Genomic DNA, 22,129 nt, shown 5'->3' with positions numbered 1-22,129 from the left:
CCGGAAAAATCAGTAGCGCTGGCCCGCCACAAAAATGGCCAAGCGCATCAGCGCATGGGCGACGTGGTCCAGAATACGCTGGCCCCAGGGCCGCTGGCTGTAGGCGACCGGATCGAGCAGGCGTCCGTGTCCGGCTATCGCGGCGCGCAGGCTGTCCCGCAGTTCGTCGGCAAACACCTTGTCTTCGATCACCACATTGGCCTCGTGCGCCAGCAGCAGGCTCAGCGGATCGAGGTTGGACGAACCGACTGTGGCCCAATGGCCGTCGATCACTGCCACCTTGGCATGGAGAAAGCTGGATTCGTACTCATGAATCTCCACACCCGCCGCCAGCAACGCTCCATACACCGGACGCGCCGCGTGGTACTGCATGAAGTATTCGTAGCGCCCCTGCAGCAGCAAGGTCACCTTGACGCCGCGCCTTGCGGCCCGGATCAGCGCGCGCCTGAGTTTGCCGCCCGGCACAAAGTAGGCGTTGGCAATCAATATCTCGTCGTGCGCCCGGCCAATGGCCTGCCGGTACACCTTTTCAATGCTGCTGCGGTTGCGCAGGTTGTCGCGCAGCACCAGCGCCGCCTTGACGCCGGGCAGCGCCGCCCGCTCGTCCCCGGCCGGCGCGGCCTGGCCGGAAAGCCCTGCTGCTCCGGTGCGCCGACCATAACCGGCTGCCTTGAACTTTTCCCAGGCGGCGGCCAGATGGTTTTGCCGCGCGCTGTAGCCGGCCTGCACGCGCCACCAAAGCAAGGCCATGGCCTCAGCCGCCTCTAGGGCCATCGGCCCGGTGACCGCCACCGCAAAGTCAAACCGGGCTGCCTGCAAGTCGCCGTGGTTGGGGTCGTAAAAATCGTCCAGCACATTGATGCCGCCACAAAAAACCGTGCGCTGGTCCACCACACACAACTTGCGGTGCAGACGGCGCCAGCGGTCCGGCACCAGCAGGCCCAGCCCGCCCAGGCCTGACGCCAGTGGCGAATACACCAGCCACTGAACACCGGCCTCCTTCATTTTTTGCTGCCAGGCCGGCGGCAGCGGGTCAGAGCCAATGCCATCAACCAGCACCTCCACGCGGACCCCGCGCAGCGCGGCCTGTACCAGCGCCTCGGCCACCTGCTCGCCAGCCAGGTGCACATCAAAAATATAGGTCTCGAGCTGCACCCAGGCGCTGGCGCCGTCGATCGCGTGGATCAGGGCCGGGAAATACTCCTGCCCGCTTTCCAGCAGTTGCAGGGTTTCAGATCGGTGCAGGGTATTCACGCGCGGTGACTCAAGCCATGAAGCGGGGCAACAGCAAAATAGCCTCGGCATTCGATGCTGAAAAACACTGGTCGGCAGCTTCCAGCCAGGGCAGCCACTGCCAGGCCGTGTGTTCGCGCGGGCTCAGCGTGACGCTTGTGCTGCGCGGCACGCACAGGCCGAAAACATGTTCGGTGTTGCGTGTGACGCCAGGCGCATAACGGTGGCGCCATTGCGGATAGATGTCGTAAACGTTGGAGACCGCCCAGTCGCGCAGATCCGCCGCGTCTGCCGCGATGCCGGTTTCCTCCAGCACCTCGCGCACTGCAGTTTGCACCAGCGGCTCGTCCGGCGTGTCCCGTGAGCCGGTCACGCTTTGCCAGAAGCCGGGGTGATCCGCGCGCTCAAGCAGCAGCACCTCCAGCGCCGGGGTGTGTATCACAACAAGCACAGATTCAGGGATCTTGAACGGGCGATCCGTTTCAGAAGCCACTGATCACCGCATCCATTGCCGCACTGAGCTCACTGGCGCGGTGCTTCAGCGAGCAGACCGGCTTCCGAAGCAACCGCGCGGGCACGGGCGCTGCCAAATGAGCCAATACAAGCAGCGACTCGGTATCGATTTCCACCGGAGGACAAAGACTGAGCGGCAACTTGGACTCGCCAACACCGACCCGGGACAAAGGCATGACCAAACGAGTGCTGAGTTGGTTGATCAGATCGCTTTGGACGTCGAGCACATAGGGCACAAACTCGCGTGAGGCCAATTGCGGATTCACGTAAACGTCAAACTGGGCCAAGTCAGGGTTTCTCCATCCACGGCACCAGGCCATCGCACCAGAGGCCATTTTTTGCGAAATGGTCGTTTTGCAGCGCTATCCAGTTCTTGTAGCTATCGTTGAATTCTTTTTGACGCCGGGCCATGGATTTCTTTTCACCCGCAGCTTTCAGCGCCTCAAATTGCTCCAACGAAACAATCACGGAATCAACCCGGCCATCTTTTTCAATAAATACGGGCTCAGTCTTGGCCAGCGCGCAGACATAGCCGAACCGGTTCTTGGCTTGCGTGGCGGTAACTTGCATAGGCGAACTTTCAACAAAGCTGTTTGGCTATTTTAGCCATTATCAATCAACAAAGAAATCCGAGTCGATTCGCTTGAGGTGGTAAGTGGCGGCAATCGAGACGCCCAGATCATGCTCAATCATTAATTCCGCCAGGCGCTGCCCATCAATCAGAACAATCTTGTAGGAGCGGCTGTTGCGTGCAGCCTGCAGCGCAGCGGGGGTGAAGGTGCTCGTGGTGATGAAGACGCCCTTCTGCGCCCCTTTGGCATCCAGCGCTCCTTTGAAATCGCGAATCTGTCCCTCTCCTACACTCCCCTCCCAGCGTTTTGCCTGAAGGTAGATCGCGTCCAGCCCCAATCGATCTTCATTGATGATTCCATCGATACCTCCATCACCTGATCGACCGACCGCCTGACCCGCCTCTTGGCGACTCCCCCCGTAACCCATCTTCAGCAATAGTTGAACCACGAGACGTTCAAAAAAATCAGGCTCACATTGCTTGATCGCCTCAATAAGTTCGGCCGCCAACGCATCACGCGTTTGATCAAGGATGATTGTCAGCCTCTCTTCAGGTGGCGCCAAATCTTCCTCAGGCGCTATGGCCTCTACTGAGCCGAAAACTTGGGGTTTTTCTGGTTGCTGGAGACTCGCGGCTTTCCAGATGCGATATCGGCGATCAATTTCCTGTAGGAAGGCGCGCGGATCGAACGGCTGCTTGATGGATGCGCGCCCTTCATCGGTAATGGTCCAGACAGCGTTTTCCTTTCGTACATATCCCGCCTTCACGAGTCCCACTGACGAGAACGCAAAGATCGACCGCCATCTGATGTTGCCCGACCTTTCATAAATTTCCCTGGCCCAGCCGTCCAGAGAGACACAACGCTCAATCTCTGCCATTAATTCCCCATGGTGCAAGCGCCCATTCTGGGTTGCAGACAGCGCCGTTAACGCAGCAAAGTGCATGTCTGTGATCAGTTTGTCTGAACGGGAGAGAGGGCGGGACATTTGCAAGCTCCAACAAAAAAAGGACGCTGAATCAGCGTCCTTTCATTCTGCCCCAACCTTCGATCAGGCCGGCTGCGGGTTACGCAGACGGATGTGCAATTCTTTCAACTGCTTCTCATCTACCGGGCTCGGTGCATGGGTCAACAGACACTGTGCGCGTTGGGTCTTGGGGAAGGCAATCACGTCGCGAATCGACTCGGCACCGGTCATCATGGTGACGATGCGGTCCAGGCCAAAGGCCAGGCCGCCATGGGGCGGCGCGCCGTATTGCAGCGCGTCCAGCAGGAAGCCAAACTTTTCCTGGGCTTCTTCCGGCCCGATTTTCAGCGCGTCAAAGACCTTGCTTTGCACCTCGGCGCGGTGAATACGCACCGAGCCGCCGCCGAGCTCCCAGCCGTTGAGCACCATGTCGTAGGCCTTGGAGATACATTTGCCGGGGTCGGTGTCCATCCAGTCTTCATGGCCGTCTTTGGGGGCGGTGAAGGGGTGGTGCACCGCGCTCCAGCGCTGACCACCTTCGTCGTATTCGAACATCGGAAAGTCCACCACCCACAGTGGCTTCCAGCCGGCCGTAAAAAGGCCGAGCTTCTTGCCCAGGGCGCTGAGACCGACCTTCAGGCGCAGGGCGCCAATGCTGTCGTTGACGATTTTGGCCTTGTCGGCGCCGAAGAAGATGATGTCGCCGTTCTGCGCGCCGGTGCGCTTGAGGATCTCTGTGATCGCTGCATCGTGGATGTTCTTGACGATGGGGCTTTGCAGGCCCGGCCACCGAAGGGCCTTGTCACCCTGGCCTTTGCTCACGTCATTGACCTTGATCCAGGCCAGACCCTTGGCGCCGTAGATCTTGACGAACTCGGTGTAGCCGTCGATGTCGCCGCGGCTCATCTCGGAGCCGCCCGGCACACGCAGCGCGACCACCCGGCCGCCCGGCGTGGTGGCCGGGGTGCTGAACACCTTGAAGTCCACCGTTGCCATGATATCGGTCAGCTCGGTGAATTCCATGCTGACGCGCAGGTCCGGCTTGTCAGAGCCAAACCGGTGCATCGCATCGGCATAAGACATCACCGGAAACTCGCCCAAGTCGGTGGCCAGCACGGTCTTGAAAATGTTGCTGATCATGCCCTGGAACATGTCGCGGATGTCCTGCTCGCCCATGAAGGAGGTCTCGATATCGATCTGCGTGAATTCGGGCTGGCGGTCGGCACGCAGGTCCTCGTCGCGGAAACACTTGGTGATCTGGTAATACCGGTCAAAGCCGGCCACCATCAGCAACTGCTTGAACAGCTGCGGGCTTTGCGGCAGCGCAAAAAACTGGCCTTCGTTGACGCGGCTGGGCACCAGGTAGTCGCGCGCGCCCTCGGGCGTGCTTTTGGTCAGCATCGGCGTTTCAATGTCGATGAAGCCGTTGGCGTCGAGGAACTTGCGGGTTTCCATTGCCACGCGGTAACGCAGCATCAGGTTGTTTTGCATGTAGGGGCGGCGCAGGTCCAGCACGCGGTGCGTCAGGCGCGTCGTCTCCGACAGGTTGTCGTCATCGAGCTGGAACGGCGGCGTGACACTCGGGTTGAGCACGATCAGCTCGTGGCACAGCACCTCGATTTTTCCGCTTTTCAGCGCCTCGTTAACGGTACCCTCGGGGCGTGCCCGCACCAGGCCCTTGATCTGCACGCAGAACTCGTTGCGCACGCCTTCGGCCGTGCTGAACATGTCCGCGCGGTCCGGATCGCACACCACCTGCACGTAGCCCTCGCGGTCGCGCAGGTCGATAAAAATCACGCCGCCGTGGTCACGCCGGCGGTTGACCCAACCGCACAGGCTCACGGTTTGGCCCATGAGGCTCTCGGTCACCAGACCGCAATAGTGGGAACGCATTTGGGAAGTCATAGGTAATTCGCTTGTGCTTGAGCGCTTGCGCGCTGCGGAAAGAAAACTATTTCGGCTTGTAGCTGGCGGCGCTGCCGGGCACCACCACACCCATGGAAATCACATAGGTCAGGGCTTCATCCACACTCATTTTGAGTTCGATGCAGTCCGCCTTGGGCAGCATGATGAAATAACCCCCGGTGGGGTTGGGCGTGGTGGGCACGTAAACGCTGAGATAGTCGCCCTGCAGGTGGTTGACCACATCGCCGCCGGGCCTGCCGGTCTGGAAAGCAATGGTCCAGACCCCTTCACGCGGCCACTGTATCAACAGCGCCTTGCGGAAGGCATTGCCGTTCTCCGAAAAAAGTGTGTCGGAAACCTGCTTGACGCTGGAATAAATCGACCGGACGATGGGAATGCGGCTGAGCAGGGCATCCCACCAGCTCACCAGCCTTTTGCCCATGAAATTGCTGGCGATGGCGCCTATCGACAACACGATGGCCAGCGCCAGCAACACACCAAAGCCGGGAATGTGAACCCCGAGCACTTTGTCGGGATGCCAGTCGCCCGGAAGAATCTGCAAGGTCTGGTCCAGCGCGCCAATGATCCAGTTCAGCAGCCAAACGGTCACTGCCAGCGGAACCAGCACCAACATCCCGGCCAGCAGCCAACGGCGCAACGCGGCCATCAATCGGCCTTGGGGATAGTGCTGCTGCTCACCGGTGCAGCAGCCGGCGCAGCAGCAGCAGCCGCTTTCACTGCAGGCTCGGTCGACTGCTGGGTATCTGCGGCGGTTGCGGCGGTTGCGGCAGGCGCCTCAGAGCCATTGGCTGGCGGCACGGCGGCGGCACCCCCGCCGCCACGGAAATCCGTCACATACCAGCCCGAACCCTTGAGTTGAAAGCCGGCTGCGGTGAGCTGTTTGCGGAAAGCGGGCGCGCCGCATTGGGGGCAGTCGGTCAGCGGCGCATCAGACATTTTTTGCAAAACGTCCTTGTTATGCCCGCAGGACTCGCATTTATAGGCGTAGATTGGCATGGTTTCAGAGGTTTTGACGGGGCTGCTGCAAGCCGCGCTGGCGCGCAGGATGCAAAGCCCTCAATTATAGGCGCAGGGCCTCTGAGAGCGTGAGAGGCCGTACAGACCAGTCAGCGTTCGGTGGACAGCTTGTGGTGGCTGCCGCGGGTGTTCTCGATGGTCTGCGGGGTCAGCGAGCCGACCAGCATGCCCAGCGTGGCCGCCAGCACGCCCGCCAGTTGCGAGGGAAACTGCTCGCCCAGGGTGCTGAAGGTAAACAGCAGCCAGGTGCCAATGCCGCACACCACCGAGAAAACAGCGCCTTGCGTACTGGCTTTTTTCCAGTACAGACCAAAAACCAGCGGCACAAAGGCCCCCACCAGCGGCACCTGATAAGCACCCGACACCATCTCGTAAATCGAGGTGCCCTGCATGAAAATGGCGTACGCCAGGACCAGGCTACTGAACACCAGCACGCTGGTGCGCATCAGTTTGAGCTCGTGCTTGTCGCTCATGCGCGGCTTGAACTGGCGCCAGATGTTTTCGACAAAAGTCACACTGGGCGCCAGCAGGGTGGCCGACGCGGTCGATTTGATGGCCGACAGCAGGGCACCAAAAAACAGCACCTGCATGATGAAGGGCATTTTTTCGAGCACCAGCGTAGGCAGGATCTTTTGCGGGTCTTCCTTGAGCAAAATAGCTGTCTGCTCCGGCATGATGATCAGTGCACTGACCACCAAAAACATGGGCACAAAGGCAAACAGGATGTAGCAGACGCCACCTATCACCGGCCCCTTGGTCGCTGCACCGATGCTGTTGGCCGACATCACGCGCTGAAAAACGTCTTGTTGCGGTATCGAGCCAAACATCATGGTGATGGCGGCGGCAAAGAAAAACACCATGTCGCGCAGATTGGGTTCGGGCCAGAATTTGAACAAGTCCTGGCTGGTTGCCAGCGCAATGACCTTGTCGGCGCCACCCGCCAGATTGCCGGCAAACACGGCCAGCACCGTCAAGCCGACCACCAGCACAATCACCTGGACGAAGTCGGTCACTGCCACCGACCACATGCCGCCAAACAGTGTGTAGGCGAGCACAGAGGCGGTGCCGATAAACATGCCTACGGTCAGGCTGATGGCGCCACCCGACAGGATGTTGAACACCAGCCCGAGCGCCGTCACCTGTGCCGCCACCCAGCCCAGGTAGCTGATCATGATGATGATGGAGCACACCACTTCGATGGTGCGGCCATACCGCTCGCGGTAGTAGTCGCTGATGGTCAGCAAAGACATCTTGTAGAGCTTGCCGGCGAAGAACAGGCCCACCAGGATCAGGCAGGTACCGGCACCGAAGGGGTCTTCCACCACGCCGTTGAGTCCGCTCTGGACAAATTTGGCCGGGATGCCGAGCACGGTCTCGGAGCCGAACCAGGTCGCAAAGGTGGTGGTGACAATCATGATCAGCGGCAGGTTGCGCCCGGCGATCGCGTAGTCGGCGGTGTTTTTGACACGTCTGGCGGCGTACAGGCCAATGATGATGGTGATAAGCAGGTAAACAAAAACCAGGGTTAAAAGCACGGTGACCTCCTCAAGAACGCGTGATTATCACCAGATTTTCCGGCTCAAAACAACCGTATCCGCAGCACAATTTGCATGGCGAGCAGGCCTAAAGCAAAACCCACGCCACCATAGATCAAGCCCTGCAGCAGCTTGTTGGTGCGACGCTGCTCCTTGAGCAGTTCCTGCAGCTCGCGGTGCTGGCCGCCGGTCTGGTTTTTCAGGTATTGCTGCAGCAGGCGCGGCAGGCCGGGCAGCAATTTGGCGTAGGTCGGCGCTTCGGCCTTGAGTTGTTGCAACAGTTTTTCGGGGCCGACCTGTTCCAGCATCCAGGTCTCCAAAAAAGGTTTGGCCGTGCTCCACAAGTCCAGGTCGGGATCGAGCTCGCGCCCCAGGCCTTCGATGTTGAGCAGGGTTTTTTGCAGCAGCACCAGTTGCGGCTGGATTTCCACATGGAAGCGGCGGGAGGTCTGGAACAGCCGCATCAGCACCATGCCGAGCGAAATTTCCTTGAGGGGACGGTCAAAGTAGGGCTCGCAACAGGCGCGTACCGCAGCTTCCAGCTCGTCCACGCGGGTGCTTGCGGGCACCCAGCCAGACTCGATATGCAGCTCGGCCACACGTTTGTAGTCGCGCTGGAAAAACGCACTGAAGTTCTGCGCCAGGTATTCCTTGTCCACCTCGGTCAAGGTGCCTACGATGCCGAAATCCAGCGAAATATAACGCCCGAAGGTGGCAGGGTCCAGGCTGACCTGGATGTTGCCGGGGTGCATGTCGGCATGAAAAAAACCGTCCCTGAACACTTGGGTAAAAAAGAGGGTCACGCCGTCACGCGCGAGTTTTTTCATGTCCACACCGGCGTCACGCAGGCGTTGCACCTGGCTGATGGGCACACCCGTCATGCGCTGCATCACCAGCACGTCGGGCATGCAGAAGTCCCAGACCATCTCGGGAATCAACACCAGGTTGAGGTTTTGCATGTTGCGGCGCAACTGGGCCGCGTTGGCAGCCTCGCGCAGCAGATCGAGTTCGTCATGCAGGTATTTGTCAAATTCGCCCACGACTTCCCGCGGCTTCAGGCGCTTGCCATCGGCCGACAGGCCTTCCACCCAACCCGCCATCATGTGCATTAGCGCCAGGTCTTTTTCAATGGCCGGCAGCATATTGGGACGCAGCACCTTGACGGCCACTTCACGCCCGCCGGGCAAAGTGGCAAAGTGCACCTGCGCGATGGAGGCGCTGGCAGTCGGCACACGCTCGAAGGTCGCAAAAATCTGCGCCAGCGGTCGGCCAAAGGCTTTTTCAATGATGGCGATGGCGATATCCGGGTCAAACGGCGGTACCCGGTCTTGCAGGTGGGCCAGTTCGTTGGCGATGTCCAGCGGCAACAAGTCGCGTCGGGTCGACATGACCTGGCCAAATTTGACAAAGATAGGGCCCAGGCTTTCCAGCGCTTCGCGCAAGCGCTGGCCACGCGGTGCCTTCAGGTTGCGCCCGACCGAGACGATGCGCGTCAGCAAGCGAATCCAGGGCTTGCTGAAACTCGACAGGACCAGCTCGTCCAGCCCGAAGCGCAGCACGGTCCAGACGATAAAAACGCCCCGGAACAGTCGGCTCATGAAGTGGCTTTCGGTGGCTCTGAGACAGGCGGCACTGGCACGGCTCCGGACGGGGAAGGCGCCTGGGCCAGAAACTGACGCAGGCCTGCCAGCGCCTGACGCGCCGCGCCTGCCAAGGTATGCGCCGGGGCATCACCGATCAGGCGGGACAGGTCTTCTTCCCCATCCCAGCGCAAGTTGTCGGCCAGCCAGCCCAGTTCGGCGGCAAGCTGCACATCACCTTCGATATTGACCGGCGGCGCTTTGCCGGCCATCACCGACTGCATGATGACCGCCGGTGATTCGGCAGCCACGGCCAGCAGCAGGTCAGGTTTGGCACCGGGGGCAACGCGGTCCAGCAGCCCGGCTGGCGTGATGACGAGGTCCAGCGCAAACACGCCCCAGCGCACATGGACCACGCTACCCTTCTTGCGCAGCAGGCGGTTTTGCGCCTCTTTTTCCTGCATCAGCACATGGTTCAGGAACAGCACCAGCTTTTGCTGACCCTCGTCAACCACCCACGAGGGGGGCTGAAAACGGGTGGCCAGGGATTGCAGAAAAGAAAAAGGGGACGTGGTATTCATACGTCCCCGATTTTGCAGCAGATTGAAAAAGCCCCTCCATCGCGCCAGCGATTGGAGGGGCTTTAAAGACCAGCAGGGGCCGCGGATCCGGCTTCGCCGGTCCGCAGGCGCAGCGCCCCTCCCCCTCGAAGCCAGGGGCAGAGACTGCCGCAGGCTCGAAGCGGCGGAGCGTGGGGGCTTATTGAAGTGCTTGCACGCCCGCCACCAGCCAACCACCGCCGTTGCGCGGTTTGGTCATGTTCCAGACTTCACGGAACGGGCTGGCACCGGCTGAGGCGTCTTCACGGATCATGCCGGAGAACTCCACACTGGCCATGTAGACGTCGCTGAGTTCCTCGATGCCGAGCAGCTTGGCGTCCAACATCACCACGTCGGTTTTGTTGGCCGTGCCACCGGTGTGTGACTCGCGGTCGGCCAATTGGGTCTTGATCTGCTCAAGCATATCGTCGGTCATCATCGCGCGCAGGCTGTTCACATCCGAGCGATCCCAAGCGTCCTGCAGGGTCACGAAGTTGGTCTTGCAGGCCTTCAGGAAGCCTTCGGCATCAAAACCCTCGGGCACGCCCCAGGCTTGTGATCCGGCCAGCCCGGAGCCAATCATCGAGCCGCCAGCCGCCTTGCTTGCGTCGAAAGTCATGTTATTGCGCTCCCAGGGACGGGCCGAGGCATCGTTGCCGACATTTTCGGGGCTGTAGTTGCGCGGCATGGTCGCGTTGCCCGCGCCCTGCATGGCGTAAGGCGTTGCGCCCTGGCCGTTGCCGGCTTTCAACCTGCGCATCACAAAACCAACCACCACCATCACCAGCAACGCCAGCAGCGCGAACATGATGATCTGGCCGAAAGCGCCACCCAAGCCGAGCGACGAAGCCAGCCAGGCCAGGCCCAGGCCAGCGGCCAGACCGCCGAGCATCGCGCCCCAGGGTTTCTTGGGCGCCTGCACAGCAGCCCCGGTATTGGCCGGTGCGGCTGGCGGCGCCGCCTGACGCTGCGTCACGTTGGACGACTGGCGCCCCACCGAGCCGCCACCGCCCATGCGTTTGGCTTCTGCGGCGGGCGAATAAGCCAACAGCATGGTGGCGGCCAGTACGGCCGAGAGAATTGCAGACCAGAATTTCATGACGTCTCCTCTAATTAAATTGCTTCAACACTTGATTCCAACATGTAATGCCACCACCCCGCCAGTGAGGTTGTGATAGTCCACATGGCCAAAACCACCTTTATGCATCAGGGCCTTTAGCTCGTCCTGTCCGGGATGCATGCGAATGGACTCCGCCAGATAGCGGTAACTCGAGTCGTCATTGGCCACCAGCTTGCCCAGTTTGGGCAGCACATTGAAGGAATACCAATCGTAGACCTTCGCCAGCGGTTTGGCGATTTTTGAAAATTCCAGCACCAGCAGCTTGCCGCCGGGCTTGAGCACGCGGTTCATCTCGGTCAGCGCCAAGTCCTTGTGGGTCATGTTGCGAAGGCCAAAAGCCACGCTGACCAGGTCGAAGCTGGCGTCGGCAAACGGCAGCTTCTCGGCGTCGCACACTGTGGTCGGCAAGACCTTGCCAGCGTCCAGCAGGCGGTTGCGGCCTTCGCGCAGCATGGCTTCGTTGATGTCGGTGTGCACCACGCAGCCAGTGCTGCCCACCTTGGGCGCAAAGGCCAGCGCCAGGTCGCCGGTGCCGCCGGCGATGTCCAGCACGCTCTGGCCCGCTTTCACATCGGCCACCATCACCGTGTAAGCCTTCCAGACACGGTGCAGGCCCATGGACATCAGGTCGTTCATCACGTCGTACTTGGGCGCAACCGAATCGAACACGCCGCGCACGCGGCTGGCCTTGTCTTTTTCGTCGACAGACTGAAATCCGAAATGGGTGCTGCTCATAAGGTAATGCTAGGGGCGAAACCCGCCAATTCAAGCGACAACCCTGTCACCGCGTGGGGCATTCGCGGCATTTATGTTGAAAAACAACACTCGCCCATGTCTGACGGGCGCAGACAGCTATGAAATTAGTAGCAAAGAGAAGCTGTGCCACAAGCCGCATCAATGGCTGCTGCAGCCCGGGCCGCTGGCGGCTAGCATGGGCGCGTCGCGTAGGGCCCCGGCGGCTTCCAGGCGCTGCGTGTACTCAGCCCACAGGCGGGACTGCTCCGAGCCGAGAAAGTACAGATAGTCCCAGGAAAAAATGCCGCTTTCATGACCGTCCGAAAACACCGGCTTGACGGCGTAGTTGCCAATGGGCTCCAACTCCAGCACGGCGACCTCGCGCTTGCCGGTCTGCAGCACCTCTTGCCCCGGCCCGTGTCCCTGAACTTCGGCCGACGGCGAATAAACGCGCATCAGCTCGAAAGGGATTTTGAATTGGGCGCCATCCGAAAAAGCAATCTCCAGCACGCGCGACTGCTTGTGCACCGTCAATGCTGTGGGGGTGGGGGTATCCGGTGTCAGGCCTGCCAAGGTGAATATGTCCTTCAACTATTGAGCGTTTCAAAACTCATGACAGTCGGAACGCTCACTCCCTCACCCCGCCCCTCTCCCAGAGGGCAAGGGTGAGAGCAGTCCAATTCACTGTCGTGTATTTGGAGAAGATCACTATCAGACCAGCACGCGTTCGATGCCGCCGTTGTTGGCCGCAGCTACATAAGCCGGCAGCCATTCTTTACCCAGAATCTGGTTGGCCATTTCGACCACGATGTAGTCGGCCTCCAGCAGACCGTTTTGCAGGTCATTGCCGTAGCGGCTCAGGCCCTGCAGGCAGCTCGGGCAACTGGTGAGGATCTTGACATTGCCTGCCTGTGCAATCGCGCCGCTGGCGCGCAGCGTAGCCTCATCCTTGCGCAACTCCTCTTCCTTGCGAAAGCGGATCTGCGTCGAGATGTCCGGGCGCGTGACGCCAAGCGTGCCCGACTCGCCGCAGCAACGGTCCGACTTGAGCACCTGGTCGCCGAGCAGTGCCTTGACAGTTTTCATCGGTTCCTGCAGCTTCATCGGTGTGTGGCAGGGGTCGTGGTACAGGTAGCCCTGCCCCGGTGCATCGGTGCGCAAGGTGATGCCCTTCTCCAGCAAATATTCGTGGATATCGATGATGCGGCAGCCGGGGAAAATTTTCTCGAACTCATACCCCTGCAACTGGTCGTAACAGGTGCCGCAGCTCACCACCACGGTCTTGATGTCCAGGTAATTCAGGGTGTTGGCCACACGGTGGAACAGCACCCGGTTGTCGGTGATGATTTTTTCGGCCTTGTCGAACTGCCCGCTGCCCTTTTGCGGGTAACCGCAGCACAGGTAGCCCGGCGGCAGCACGGTCTGCACCCCGGCGTGCCAGAGCATGGCCTGGGTCGCCAGGCCGACCTGCGAGAACAGGCGCTCCGAGCCGCAGCCTGGAAAATAAAACACCGCTTCGGTTTCCGCAGTGGTGGTCTTCGGGTCGCGAATGATGGGGACGTAGTCCTTGTCCTCGATGTCCAGCAAGGCGCGTGCGGTTTTTTTCGGCAACCCGCCCGGCATTTTCTTGTTGATGAAATGGATCACCTGCTCCTTGACCGGCGCGGCGCCGACCGTGGCCGGCGGCTGGGCGGTCTGCTTGCGGGCCACGCGCCGCAGCAGGTCGTTGACCAGGCGTTGCGCCTTGAAGCCGACATCCACCATCGCGCCGCGCATGAACTTGATGGTCTGCGGGCTGGTGGCGTTGAGGAAAAACATGGCGGCCGCATTGCCGGGACGGAAGGACTTCTGGCCCATCTTGCGCAGCAGGTTGCGCATGTTCATGGACACCTCGCCGAAGTCGATGTCCACCGGGCAGGGGGAGAGGCACTTGTGGCAGACCGTGCAATGGTCGGCCACGTCCTCGAACTCTTCCCAGTGCTTGATGCTGATGCCGCGGCGCGTCTGCTCTTCATAGAGAAAGGCCTCGACCAGCAGCGAGGTCGCCAGAATCTTGTTGCGCGGGCTGTACAGCAGGTTGGCGCGAGGCACGTGGGTGGCGCAAACCGGCTTGCACTTGCCGCAGCGCAGGCAGTCCTTGACGCTGTCGGCAATCGCGCCGATGTCGGACTGCTGCATGATCAGCGATTCGTGGCCCATCAAACCGAAGCTGGGCGTGTAGGCGTTGGTCAGGTCCGCAAGAACATCCCCCTCACCCCTGCCCTCTCCCGTGAACGGGAGAAGGGGTAAAACCGTCTTGCTCCCTCTCTCGCTTTCGGGAGAGGGTTGGGGTGAGGGCGTACGCAACAACTTGCCTTTGTTGAAGCGCCCTTCCGGGTCCACGCGGAGCTTGTAGTCGGCAAAGGGCTGAAGCTCGGCGTCGGTCAGGAATTCCAGCTTGGTGATACCGATGCCGTGTTCGCCGGAAATCACGCCGTCGAGCGACCGCGCCAGCACCATGATGCGCGCAACCGCCTCGTGCGCGGTCTGCAGCATCTGGTAGTCGTCGCTGTTGACCGGCAAGTTGGTGTGCACGTTGCCGTCGCCGGCATGCATGTGCAGCGCAGCCCAGACTCGGCCCTTGAGCACCTGTTTGTGAATGGCGCTGCACTCCGCCAGAATTGGCACAAAGGCAGCCCCCGAAAAAATCGCCTGCAGCGGCGCGCGCAACTGGGATTTCCAGCTAGCGCGCAGCGAGTGGTCCTGCAACTGCGGAAACAGCGTGTCCACATCGCGCAGCCAGCCCGACCACAAGGCACGCACGCCGGCAATCAGCGTCACGGCCTGGCCGACGCGGTCTTCCAGCAGTTCGGCCGAAGGTATCTCGCCGGCATCGTCCGATTTTCCCAGCGGCAGCTTGCCCTGGAGGAAAAAGGCTTCGAGCGCATCGCACAGCTTGACCTTGTTGGCCAGGCTCAGCTCAATGTTGATGCGTTCGATGCCGTCGGTGTACTCGGCCATGCGCGGCAACGGGATCACCACGTCCTCGTTGATCTTGAAGGCGTTGGTGTGGCGGGAGATTGCCGCTGTGCGCTTGCGGTCCAGCCAGAATTTCTTGCGCGCATCCGGGCTGATGGCGATAAACCCTTCGCCGCGGCGTGAGTTGGCGATGCGCACCACTTCGGAAGTCGCCCGCGCCACCACATCGGCGTCGTCGCCGGCGATGTCGCCGAACAGCACCATCTTGGGTAGGCCGCCGTGGGTTCTGGACTTGGTCGCGTAACCCACCGCCTTCAGGTAGCGGTCGTCCAAATGCTCCAGGCCTGCCAGGATGGCCCCACCGCGCGCCTGTTCGGCGAACATGAAGTCCTTGATCTCGACAATGCTCGGGACCGCGTCCTTCGCATTGCCGAAAAATTCCAGGCAGACGGTGCGGGTGTGCGCCGGCATGCGGTGCACGATCCAGCGCGCGCTGGTGATCAGGCCGTCGCAGCCTTCCTTCTGGATGCCGGGCAGGCCGCTGAGGAACTTGTCGGTCACGTCCTTGCCCAGGCCCTCCTTGCGGAAGGTCTTGCCAGCGATGTCCAGGCGTTCGGTGCGCATATGCGTCTTGCCGTCGGCCTCGAAATATTTCAGATCGAAACTGGCCATCTCGGCATCGTGGATCTTGCCGAGGTTGTGGTCCAGGCGTGTGACTTCCAGCCATTCAGCCTGGGGCGTCACCATGCGCCAGGACGCCAGGTTGTCGAGCGCCGTGCCCCAAAGCACGGCTTTCTTGCCGCCGGCGTTCATGGCGATGTTGCCCCCTATGCAGGATGCTTCGGCCGACGTCGGGTCGACCGCAAACACAAAGCCGCCGCGTTCGGCGGCATCAGCGACACGCTGGGTCACCACGCCGGCCTCAGTCCAGACCGTGGCCACCGGCTGGGCGATGCCGGGCAACGCCACCATTTCGACCTCGGTCATGGCCTCAAGTTTTTCGGTGTTGATGACCACCGACTTCCAGCTCAGCGGAATTGCGCCGCCGGTGTAGCCGGTGCCGCCGCCGCGCGGGATGATGGTCAGGCCCAGCTCGATACAGCCCTTGACCAGACCGGCCATCTCCGCCTCGGTGTCCGGCGTGAGGACCACAAACGGGTATTCGACGCGCCAGTCGGTCGCATCGGTCACATGCGAGACCCGCGACAGGCCGTCAAACTTGATGTTGTCCTTCTGTGTCAGCTTGCCGAGCTTGCGCGCGGTCAGGCGGCGCAGGTCGTACATGTTTTCAAACGAGGTAGCGAACTGGGCAACAGCGACTTTGGCCGCGTCCAGCAGCTCGACCACGATGGCATCGCGCTGGCTGTCCTGGTCGGGCGTGCGGCGCTTTTTGACTTCGCCGAGACGGTGGGCCAGCGCCTCGACCAGCATCCTGCGGCGCTTGGGGTTGTCCAGCAAGTCGTCCTGCAGGTAGGGGTTGCGCTGCACCACCCAGATGTCGCCCAGCACTTCGTACAACATGCGGGCCGAACGGCCGGTGCGGCGCTCGTCGCGCAGCAAGTTCAGCAGGTCCCAGGCGCGCGCGCCCAGCAGCCGGATCACCACCTCGCGGTCGGAAAACGAGGTGTAGTTATAGGGAATCTCGCGGATGCGGGCTACGCCGGGGCCAGCCTCACCCGCCAGGGCGCTTAATTTTTGAAGGGATTCAGGAGCGTTCATCGTGGGAGACCGGGTGCAAAAAAGGCCTGTGGACCTGTGTCCGGCGCCTTATCCCTATGTTACCGCAGCGCAACATTCACAGGCGCACGCCGGCACGCCTTCGTGAAAACCCGCTTGTGGGGAAACTGTCACGCCGTTTAAATCGAACTGTCATAAATCGTTCGTAAACTCGACACTTTATTTGTTCGAACATCCGTTTCATCCAGGAGTTGTAATGAAAAAAAGCTTGACAGCTATCGCCTTGGCGGCCTGCGCACTTGTTGTGCCCGTTGCCAGCCACGCGCAGACCGAAATCCAGTGGTGGCATTCCATGGGCGGCGCCCTTGGCGAGTGGGTCAATGACCAGGCCAAAGATTTCAACGCCAGCCAGAAGGATTACAAGGTCGTCCCGACCTTCAAGGGCAGCTACGACGAATCGATGACCGCCGCCATTGCCGCCTTCCGCGCTGGCAATGCACCGCATATTCTTCAGGTGTTTGAGGTTGGCACTGCCACCATGATGGCCAGCAAACAAGCCATCGTGCCAGTCACTGAAGTGATGAAAAAAGCGGGTATCAAGTTCGACCCCGCCGCTTACGTTCCAGCGGTAGCGGGTTACTACACCGCACCCAGTGGCGACATGCTGAGCTTTCCTTTCAACAGCTCCACCACAGTTTTCCACTACAACAAAGACGCCTTCAAAGCCGCTGGCATTGACAACGTACCCACCACCTGGCCTGAAGTGGCTCTGGCAGCGGCCAAGCTCAAAGCCAATGGCCACAAGTGCCCGTTTACCACCAGCTGGCAGAGCTGGACTCAGCTAGAGAGCTTTTCAGCCTGGCACAACGTTGAATTTGCCAGCAAAAGCAACGGCATGAAAGGCCTGGACACGCGCCTGAGCTTCAACACCCCGCTGCATGTGCGTCACATTGAAAACCTGGGCAATATGGCCAAGCAGGGCCTGTTTGCCTACAAAGGTCGCGGCAATCTGGCAGACGCTACGTTTGTGTCGGGCGAATGCGCCATGATGACAGGCTCGTCGGCGCTGTACGGCAACATCAAACGCAACGCCAAGTTTGCTGCTGGCACGGGCGCACTGCCCTACTACCCAGACGTCCCAGGCGCACCGCAAAACACCGTGATTGGCGGCGCCAGCCTGTGGGCGATGTCGGGCAAACCCGCTGGTGACTACAAAGGTGTGGGTCAGTTTTATGCGTTCTTGTCGCAGCCCGCTGAAGCTGCCAAAAGCCACCAGCGCACAGGCTATTTGCCTTTGACCAAAGCATCGTTTGAGTTGACTGAAAAATCAGGCTTTTATAAGCAAAACCCGGGTACTGATGTGTCGGTGACGCAGATGATCCGTAAAACCACCGACAAGTCGCGCGGCATCCGGCTGGGCAACTTTGTGCAGATTCGCGCCATCAACGACGAAGAACTTGAACAGGTCTGGGCCGGCAAGAAGTCTGCCAAGGAAGCACTCGACACGGCTGTGAAACGTGGCAACGAGCAGTTAGAGCGCTTTCAAAAGGCCAACAAAGGCTGAAAGGCTGTGAGTCTTTCTACTCTGCGGGGCAGCTCTCTTCCTCCCTCACCCCCTGGGAGAGGGCGGGGGGGTGAGGGTCCCCACCTTTTATGTATCAAATAGTGCTCCAGCCCAGTAAAAACGGGCGCGAGCAGCTATTGAATGTATAGCATGCCAACATTCTTCCAAGCTCAAATTGTCGAATAACAAGTAGAACTGCGTTGGAAAAAAGAGTCCTTTTCAGATCGGCCTGGCTGCCTTGGGTGCTGGTGGCGCCGCAGATGCTGATCGTGCTGGTATTTTTCTTCTGGCCGGCCAGCCAGGCCGTGTACCAAAGTGTGCTGACGGAGGACGCCTTTGGCACCTCGACCGAGTTTGTCGGTCTGTTGAACTTTGAACGGCTGTGGAACGACAGCACCTATCTCGAGTCGTTCAAAACCACGGCGCTTTTTTCAGTGCTGGTGGCCGGTTGCGGCCTGGCCATCGCGCTCTTGCTGGCGGTCATGGCGAACGGCGTGATTCGCGCCGCAGCGACTTACAAGACCCTGTTGATCTGGCCTTATGCGGTCGCGCCTGTCGTGGCGGGCGTGCTCTGGGTATTCATGTTTTCGTCGCCCATGGGCGTGATCTCGTTTGCGCTGCAGTCCGTCGGCGTGGAGTGGAACCACCTGCTGAACTCCAATCACGCGATGACCCTCATCGTCGTGGCGGCGGTCTGGAAGCAGATTTCCTACAACTTCCTGTTTTTTCTGGCGGGTTTGCAGTCCATCCCCAAATCGCTGCTCGAAGCCGCCGCCATTGACGGCGCGTCGCCCACACGCCGCTTCTGGACGATTGTTTTTCCGCTGCTGTCACCGACCACCTTTTTCCTGCTGGTGATCAATGTGATCTATGCCTTTTTCGACACCTTCGGCATTGTGGATGCTGCCACGCAGGGCGGTCCCGGCAAGGACACCGCCATTCTGGTTTACAAGGTGTACTTCGACGGCTTCAAGGCCATGGACATCGGCGGCTCGGCGGCCCAGTCCGTGGTGTTGATGGTGATTGTGGTGGCCCTGACGGTCCTGCAGTTTCGCTTCATTGAGAAGAAGGTCAACTATTGATGTCTGTCCGCCATGATTGAACGCCGCCCGATTGCCAATTTTTTCTCGCACGCCGTGTTAATTCTCGGAGTGGCCATCGTCGCCTTCCCGCTGTACCTGGCCATCGTCGCATCGACCCAGTCGCAAGAACAAATCGCAGCATCGAACCCGCTGTCGCTGATTCCGGGCTCGCATGCGCTTGAGACCTACCGTCTGGCGCTGTTTGGCGGCCAGAACAGCCGCGGCAGCACCTTCCCGCCTGCGCTGCCGATGATGTGGGTCAGCCTGGTCACGGCGCTGGTGATCGCCATTGGCAAGATCATTATTTCGCTGCTGTCAGCCTTCGCGATTGTTTACTTCCGCTTCCCGGCCAAGGGGCTGGTGTTCTGGATGATTTTTATCACGCTGATGCTGCCGGTCGAGGTGCGCATTGGCCCGACTTATGCCGTGGTGTCCGACCTGGGCATGCTCAACAGCTACGCGGGCCTGACCATCCCCTTGATTGCGTCGGCCACAGCCACATTTTTGTTTCGCCAGTTCTTTTTAACGGTGCCCGACGAGCTGGTCGAGGCTGCCCGGATGGACGGGGCCAGTCCGATGCGTTTTTTTTGGGATATTTTGCTGCCGCTGTCCAAAACCTCGATTGCCGCGCTATTTGTGATCCAGTTTATTTACGGCTGGAACCAGTACCTGTGGCCGCTCCTGGTCACGACCAACGAAAACATGTACCCCGTCGTCCTGGGCATCAAGCGCCTGATTGCGGGTGAGGCTTACACCGAATGGAACGTGGTCATGGCCACCGCGATTTTGGCCATGCTGCCGCCCGCGCTGGTAGTGATGCTGATGCAGAAGTGGTTTGTCAAAGGCTTGGTGGATACTGAGAAGTGACTGGCCAACCTGTTCAGACTTTGAAAAATACATTTTTGAACAAGGAGATCAGGAGGTAAGGAGGTGAGGCGGAGAGAAATTTAATATTTTTTTGTTTTTCTCTCCTTGATCTCCTTGTTCAAAAGATTACCCGCATAAATCATGGCTTCAATTAATCTCAACAACGTCACCAAAAGCTACGGTCATGGTGCCAAAGCGCTGCAAGTCATTCACGGCGTCACCGCTGCCATTGCAGACCACGAGTTCATCGTCATCGTTGGGCCGTCGGGCTGCGGCAAATCGACCCTGCTGCGCATGGTGGCAGGTCTGGAAGAAATCAGCGGCGGCGAAATCAGCATTGGCACGCGGGTTGTCAACCAGCTGGAGCCGGCCGAACGCGACATTGCGATGGTGTTTCAGAATTACGCGCTGTACCCGCACATGAGCGTGTTTGACAACATGGCCTACGGCCTGAAAATCAAAAAAGTTCCGGGTGACGAGATCAAACAGCGCGTGGCCAAAGCGGCCGGGATTCTGGAGCTCGGCAAATATCTGGAGCGCAAGCCGCGTGAACTTTCGGGCGGCCAGCGCCAGCGCGTGGCCATGGGCCGCGCCATCGTGCGCCAGCCGCAGGTATTTTTGTTCGACGAACCGCTGTCCAACCTCGACGCCAAACTGCGCGTCCAAACCCGCCTTGAAATCCAGAAGTTGCACCGCGAACTCGGCATCACCTCGCTGTTTGTCACGCACGACCAGGTCGAGGCGATGACGCTGGCGCAGCGCATGATCGTCATGAACGCTGGCCGCATGGAGCAGTTCGGCACGCCCGAAGAGGTTTACAACCGGCCGGCCACCACCTTTGTGGCCAGTTTCATGGGTTCGCCACCGATGAACCTGCTCAAACAGGCGCCCAACGCCGACTTCGGCGGCAAGCCCGGCACCATCCTCGGCATCCGCCCCGAACACCTGCAGATGAGCCCCAGCGGCTGGGCCGTGCAGGTCGATACGCTGGAAATGTTGGGTGCCGAACGACTGGTTTACTGCCGCTTCGGCGACGAATTCCTGATTGTCCGCACGGACGAAACCCAGGCTACACCTGAGATAGGCGCCACCATTCATGTGGCGCCGCGCGCCGACCGGCTGCACTGGTTTGACGCCGAGAGCGGAAGGAGATGTTAGCCCCCACGCTTGTCGCTTCGCGCGCCTTCGGCATTGCGCCGCCCCACTTACAGGTGAAAGGGGCTGTGCTTGCTTGGGGCGGCCCTGCGCGGCGCACGGCTCTTTTCAAATGAAACAATGGCCGTATCCGCGCTGGATCGCACACCGAGGTGCCGGCAAGCTGGCGCCAGAAAACACGCTTGCGGCTTTTCGCCTGGGCGCCGCCCACGGCTTCCGCATGTTCGAATGTGATGTCAAGTTGAGCGCCGACGGCGTGCCCTTCCTGATGCACGATGCGACCCTCGACCGGACGACCAACGGCCATGGCACGGGTGGCGAGCAGCCTTGGGGCATGCTTTCGCAGCTAGATGCCGGAAGCTGGCATTCACGCGGCTATGCCGGTGAGCCGCTGGCCAGCCTGGAAAATGTCGCGCGTTACTGCCAGCACAACGGCTATTTCCTGAACATCGAGATCAAACCGACCCCCGGCCTGCAGGTCCAAACCGGCACCGCCGTGGCCGACGCCGCCGCGCGGCTCTGGGAGGGTAACGCTGTGCCCCCGCTGCTAACTTCCTTTCAGCCCGAGGCTTTGGAAGCCGCCAGAGCGGCGCAGCCGCAGTTACTGCGGGGACTGCTGCTTGACAGCCTGTGGACGGGTTGGCTGGAAACAGCGCTGAGCCTCGATTGCACCGCGCTGGTGTGCAATCACGCGCTCTGGGACAGCGCCACTGTGCTGCAGACCAAAAGCGCGGGGCTTCGTTGCCTGAGCTACACCGTCAACGATGACTGGGCGGCCCGGCGCCTGCTGGACCTGGGCACGGACGGCATCATCACTGACCGGGTTGACCTTTTTTCGCCAGCTACCGAATAGCTTGCAAACCGATGCGTATTCAAGCCTGTCTCAGGCTTGTTATTCCATTTCCACAACATTAGTGCAATAATATCCTCCATCATACTTGATGGAGAAAGTCATGGCACGTCCAGTTACCGGGGATGATGAGACGATCGAAATTGCGCAAATAGCGATCTCGCAAGCCACAACGATGGATG

At 60.3% G+C, this 22,129-nt stretch carries 20 protein-coding genes; 5 read left to right on the top strand and 15 right to left on the bottom strand.

The window, feature by feature from the left end:
* Positions 1-9 precede the first annotated feature (9 nt).
* The 15 genes from clsB to Q8O29_RS16065 form a co-directional block, all read right to left on the bottom strand.
* Positions 10-1,254, bottom strand: a complete 1,245-nt coding sequence (gene clsB, locus Q8O29_RS16135; protein WP_305564604.1) for a cardiolipin synthase ClsB — start codon at positions 1,252-1,254, stop codon at positions 10-12.
* Positions 1,255-1,264: 10 nt separating this feature from the next.
* Positions 1,265-1,726, bottom strand: coding sequence for a dihydroneopterin triphosphate diphosphatase (gene nudB / locus Q8O29_RS16130; RefSeq protein WP_305564602.1), 462 nt, complete (start codon positions 1,724-1,726; stop codon positions 1,265-1,267).
* Positions 1,716-2,033 carry a CcdB family protein gene (locus Q8O29_RS16125; protein WP_305564600.1) on the bottom strand — a complete coding sequence of 106 codons (318 nt, stop codon included), beginning with the start codon at positions 2,031-2,033 and terminating at the stop codon, positions 1,716-1,718. Before Q8O29_RS16125 ends, nudB begins: the two co-directional genes overlap by 11 nt.
* 1 nt (position 2,034) lies before the next feature.
* Complete coding sequence (locus tag Q8O29_RS16120) at positions 2,035-2,316, bottom strand: type II toxin-antitoxin system Phd/YefM family antitoxin (protein ID WP_305564598.1); 282 nt, start codon at positions 2,314-2,316, stop codon at positions 2,035-2,037.
* A gap of 42 nt (positions 2,317-2,358) precedes the next feature.
* Entirely contained in the window at positions 2,359-3,303 is a 945-nt protein-coding gene (locus tag Q8O29_RS16115; RefSeq protein ID WP_305564596.1) for a restriction endonuclease, read from the bottom strand.
* 63 nt (positions 3,304-3,366) lie between these two features.
* On the bottom strand, positions 3,367-5,175 hold the full coding sequence (gene aspS / locus Q8O29_RS16110) for an aspartate--tRNA ligase (protein WP_305564594.1): 1,809 nt from the start codon (positions 5,173-5,175) through the stop codon (positions 3,367-3,369).
* A 58-nt stretch (positions 5,176-5,233) separates the two neighbouring features.
* The gene (locus tag Q8O29_RS16105) at positions 5,234-5,854 is read right to left on the bottom strand and encodes a DUF502 domain-containing protein (RefSeq protein WP_305564592.1); all 621 of its coding nucleotides are present in this window, start codon (positions 5,852-5,854) and stop codon (positions 5,234-5,236) included.
* Entirely contained in the window at positions 5,854-6,204 is a 351-nt protein-coding gene (locus Q8O29_RS16100; protein ID WP_305564590.1) for an FmdB family zinc ribbon protein, read from the bottom strand. The genes Q8O29_RS16105 and Q8O29_RS16100 overlap by 1 nt, the downstream gene beginning before the upstream one ends.
* 110 nt (positions 6,205-6,314) lie before the next feature.
* On the bottom strand, positions 6,315-7,760 hold the full coding sequence (locus tag Q8O29_RS16095; protein WP_305564588.1) for a sodium:solute symporter family protein: 1,446 nt from the start codon (positions 7,758-7,760) through the stop codon (positions 6,315-6,317).
* 44 nt (positions 7,761-7,804) lie between these two features.
* Complete coding sequence (ubiB, locus tag Q8O29_RS16090) at positions 7,805-9,358, bottom strand: ubiquinone biosynthesis regulatory protein kinase UbiB (RefSeq protein WP_305564586.1); 1,554 nt, start codon at positions 9,356-9,358, stop codon at positions 7,805-7,807.
* On the bottom strand, positions 9,355-9,921 hold the full coding sequence (locus Q8O29_RS16085) for a hypothetical protein (RefSeq protein WP_305564585.1): 567 nt from the start codon (positions 9,919-9,921) through the stop codon (positions 9,355-9,357). The genes ubiB and Q8O29_RS16085 overlap by 4 nt, the downstream gene beginning before the upstream one ends.
* A 178-nt stretch (positions 9,922-10,099) precedes the next feature.
* Positions 10,100-11,038, bottom strand: a complete 939-nt coding sequence (locus Q8O29_RS16080; RefSeq protein ID WP_305564583.1) for a Tim44 domain-containing protein — start codon at positions 11,036-11,038, stop codon at positions 10,100-10,102.
* A 24-nt stretch (positions 11,039-11,062) separates the two neighbouring features.
* On the bottom strand, positions 11,063-11,794 hold the full coding sequence (gene ubiE, locus Q8O29_RS16075; protein WP_305564581.1) for a bifunctional demethylmenaquinone methyltransferase/2-methoxy-6-polyprenyl-1,4-benzoquinol methylase UbiE: 732 nt from the start codon (positions 11,792-11,794) through the stop codon (positions 11,063-11,065).
* Between the two features lie 159 nt (positions 11,795-11,953).
* Positions 11,954-12,367 (bottom strand): DUF971 domain-containing protein, encoded by a 414-nt coding sequence (locus Q8O29_RS16070; RefSeq protein WP_305564579.1) that lies wholly within the window; start codon positions 12,365-12,367, stop codon positions 11,954-11,956.
* A 138-nt stretch (positions 12,368-12,505) separates the two neighbouring features.
* On the bottom strand, positions 12,506-16,471 hold the full coding sequence (locus Q8O29_RS16065; RefSeq protein ID WP_305564577.1) for an FAD/FMN-binding oxidoreductase: 3,966 nt from the start codon (positions 16,469-16,471) through the stop codon (positions 12,506-12,508).
* Between the two features lie 214 nt (positions 16,472-16,685).
* Here Q8O29_RS16065 and ugpB point away from each other — a divergent pair, with 214 nt between their 5' ends.
* The 5 genes from ugpB (at position 16,686) to ugpQ (ending at position 21,950) form a co-directional block, all read left to right on the top strand.
* Positions 16,686-17,993, top strand: coding sequence for a sn-glycerol-3-phosphate ABC transporter substrate-binding protein UgpB (gene ugpB, locus Q8O29_RS16060; protein ID WP_305564575.1), 1,308 nt, complete (start codon positions 16,686-16,688; stop codon positions 17,991-17,993).
* Between the two features lie 200 nt (positions 17,994-18,193).
* Positions 18,194-19,075 carry a sn-glycerol-3-phosphate ABC transporter permease UgpA gene (gene ugpA / locus Q8O29_RS16055; RefSeq protein WP_305564573.1) on the top strand — a complete coding sequence of 294 codons (882 nt, stop codon included), beginning with the start codon at positions 18,194-18,196 and terminating at the stop codon, positions 19,073-19,075.
* Between the two features lie 12 nt (positions 19,076-19,087).
* Positions 19,088-19,942, top strand: a complete 855-nt coding sequence (gene ugpE, locus Q8O29_RS16050; protein ID WP_305564571.1) for a sn-glycerol-3-phosphate ABC transporter permease UgpE — start codon at positions 19,088-19,090, stop codon at positions 19,940-19,942.
* A 141-nt stretch (positions 19,943-20,083) separates the two neighbouring features.
* Positions 20,084-21,100, top strand: a complete 1,017-nt coding sequence (locus Q8O29_RS16045) for a sn-glycerol-3-phosphate import ATP-binding protein UgpC (RefSeq protein WP_305564569.1) — start codon at positions 20,084-20,086, stop codon at positions 21,098-21,100.
* A 109-nt stretch (positions 21,101-21,209) separates the two neighbouring features.
* A complete protein-coding gene (gene ugpQ, locus Q8O29_RS16040) occupies positions 21,210-21,950 on the top strand; it encodes a glycerophosphodiester phosphodiesterase (protein WP_305564567.1) in 741 nt (246 codons plus the stop codon).
* Positions 21,951-22,129 lie beyond the last annotated feature (179 nt).

Origin of the sequence: Polaromonas sp. (genome assembly GCF_030689685.1) — a bacterium.
Lineage (GTDB): Bacteria > Pseudomonadota > Gammaproteobacteria > Burkholderiales > Burkholderiaceae_C > Polaromonas.
This window is presented reverse-complemented; position numbering and strand designations above follow the sequence as displayed.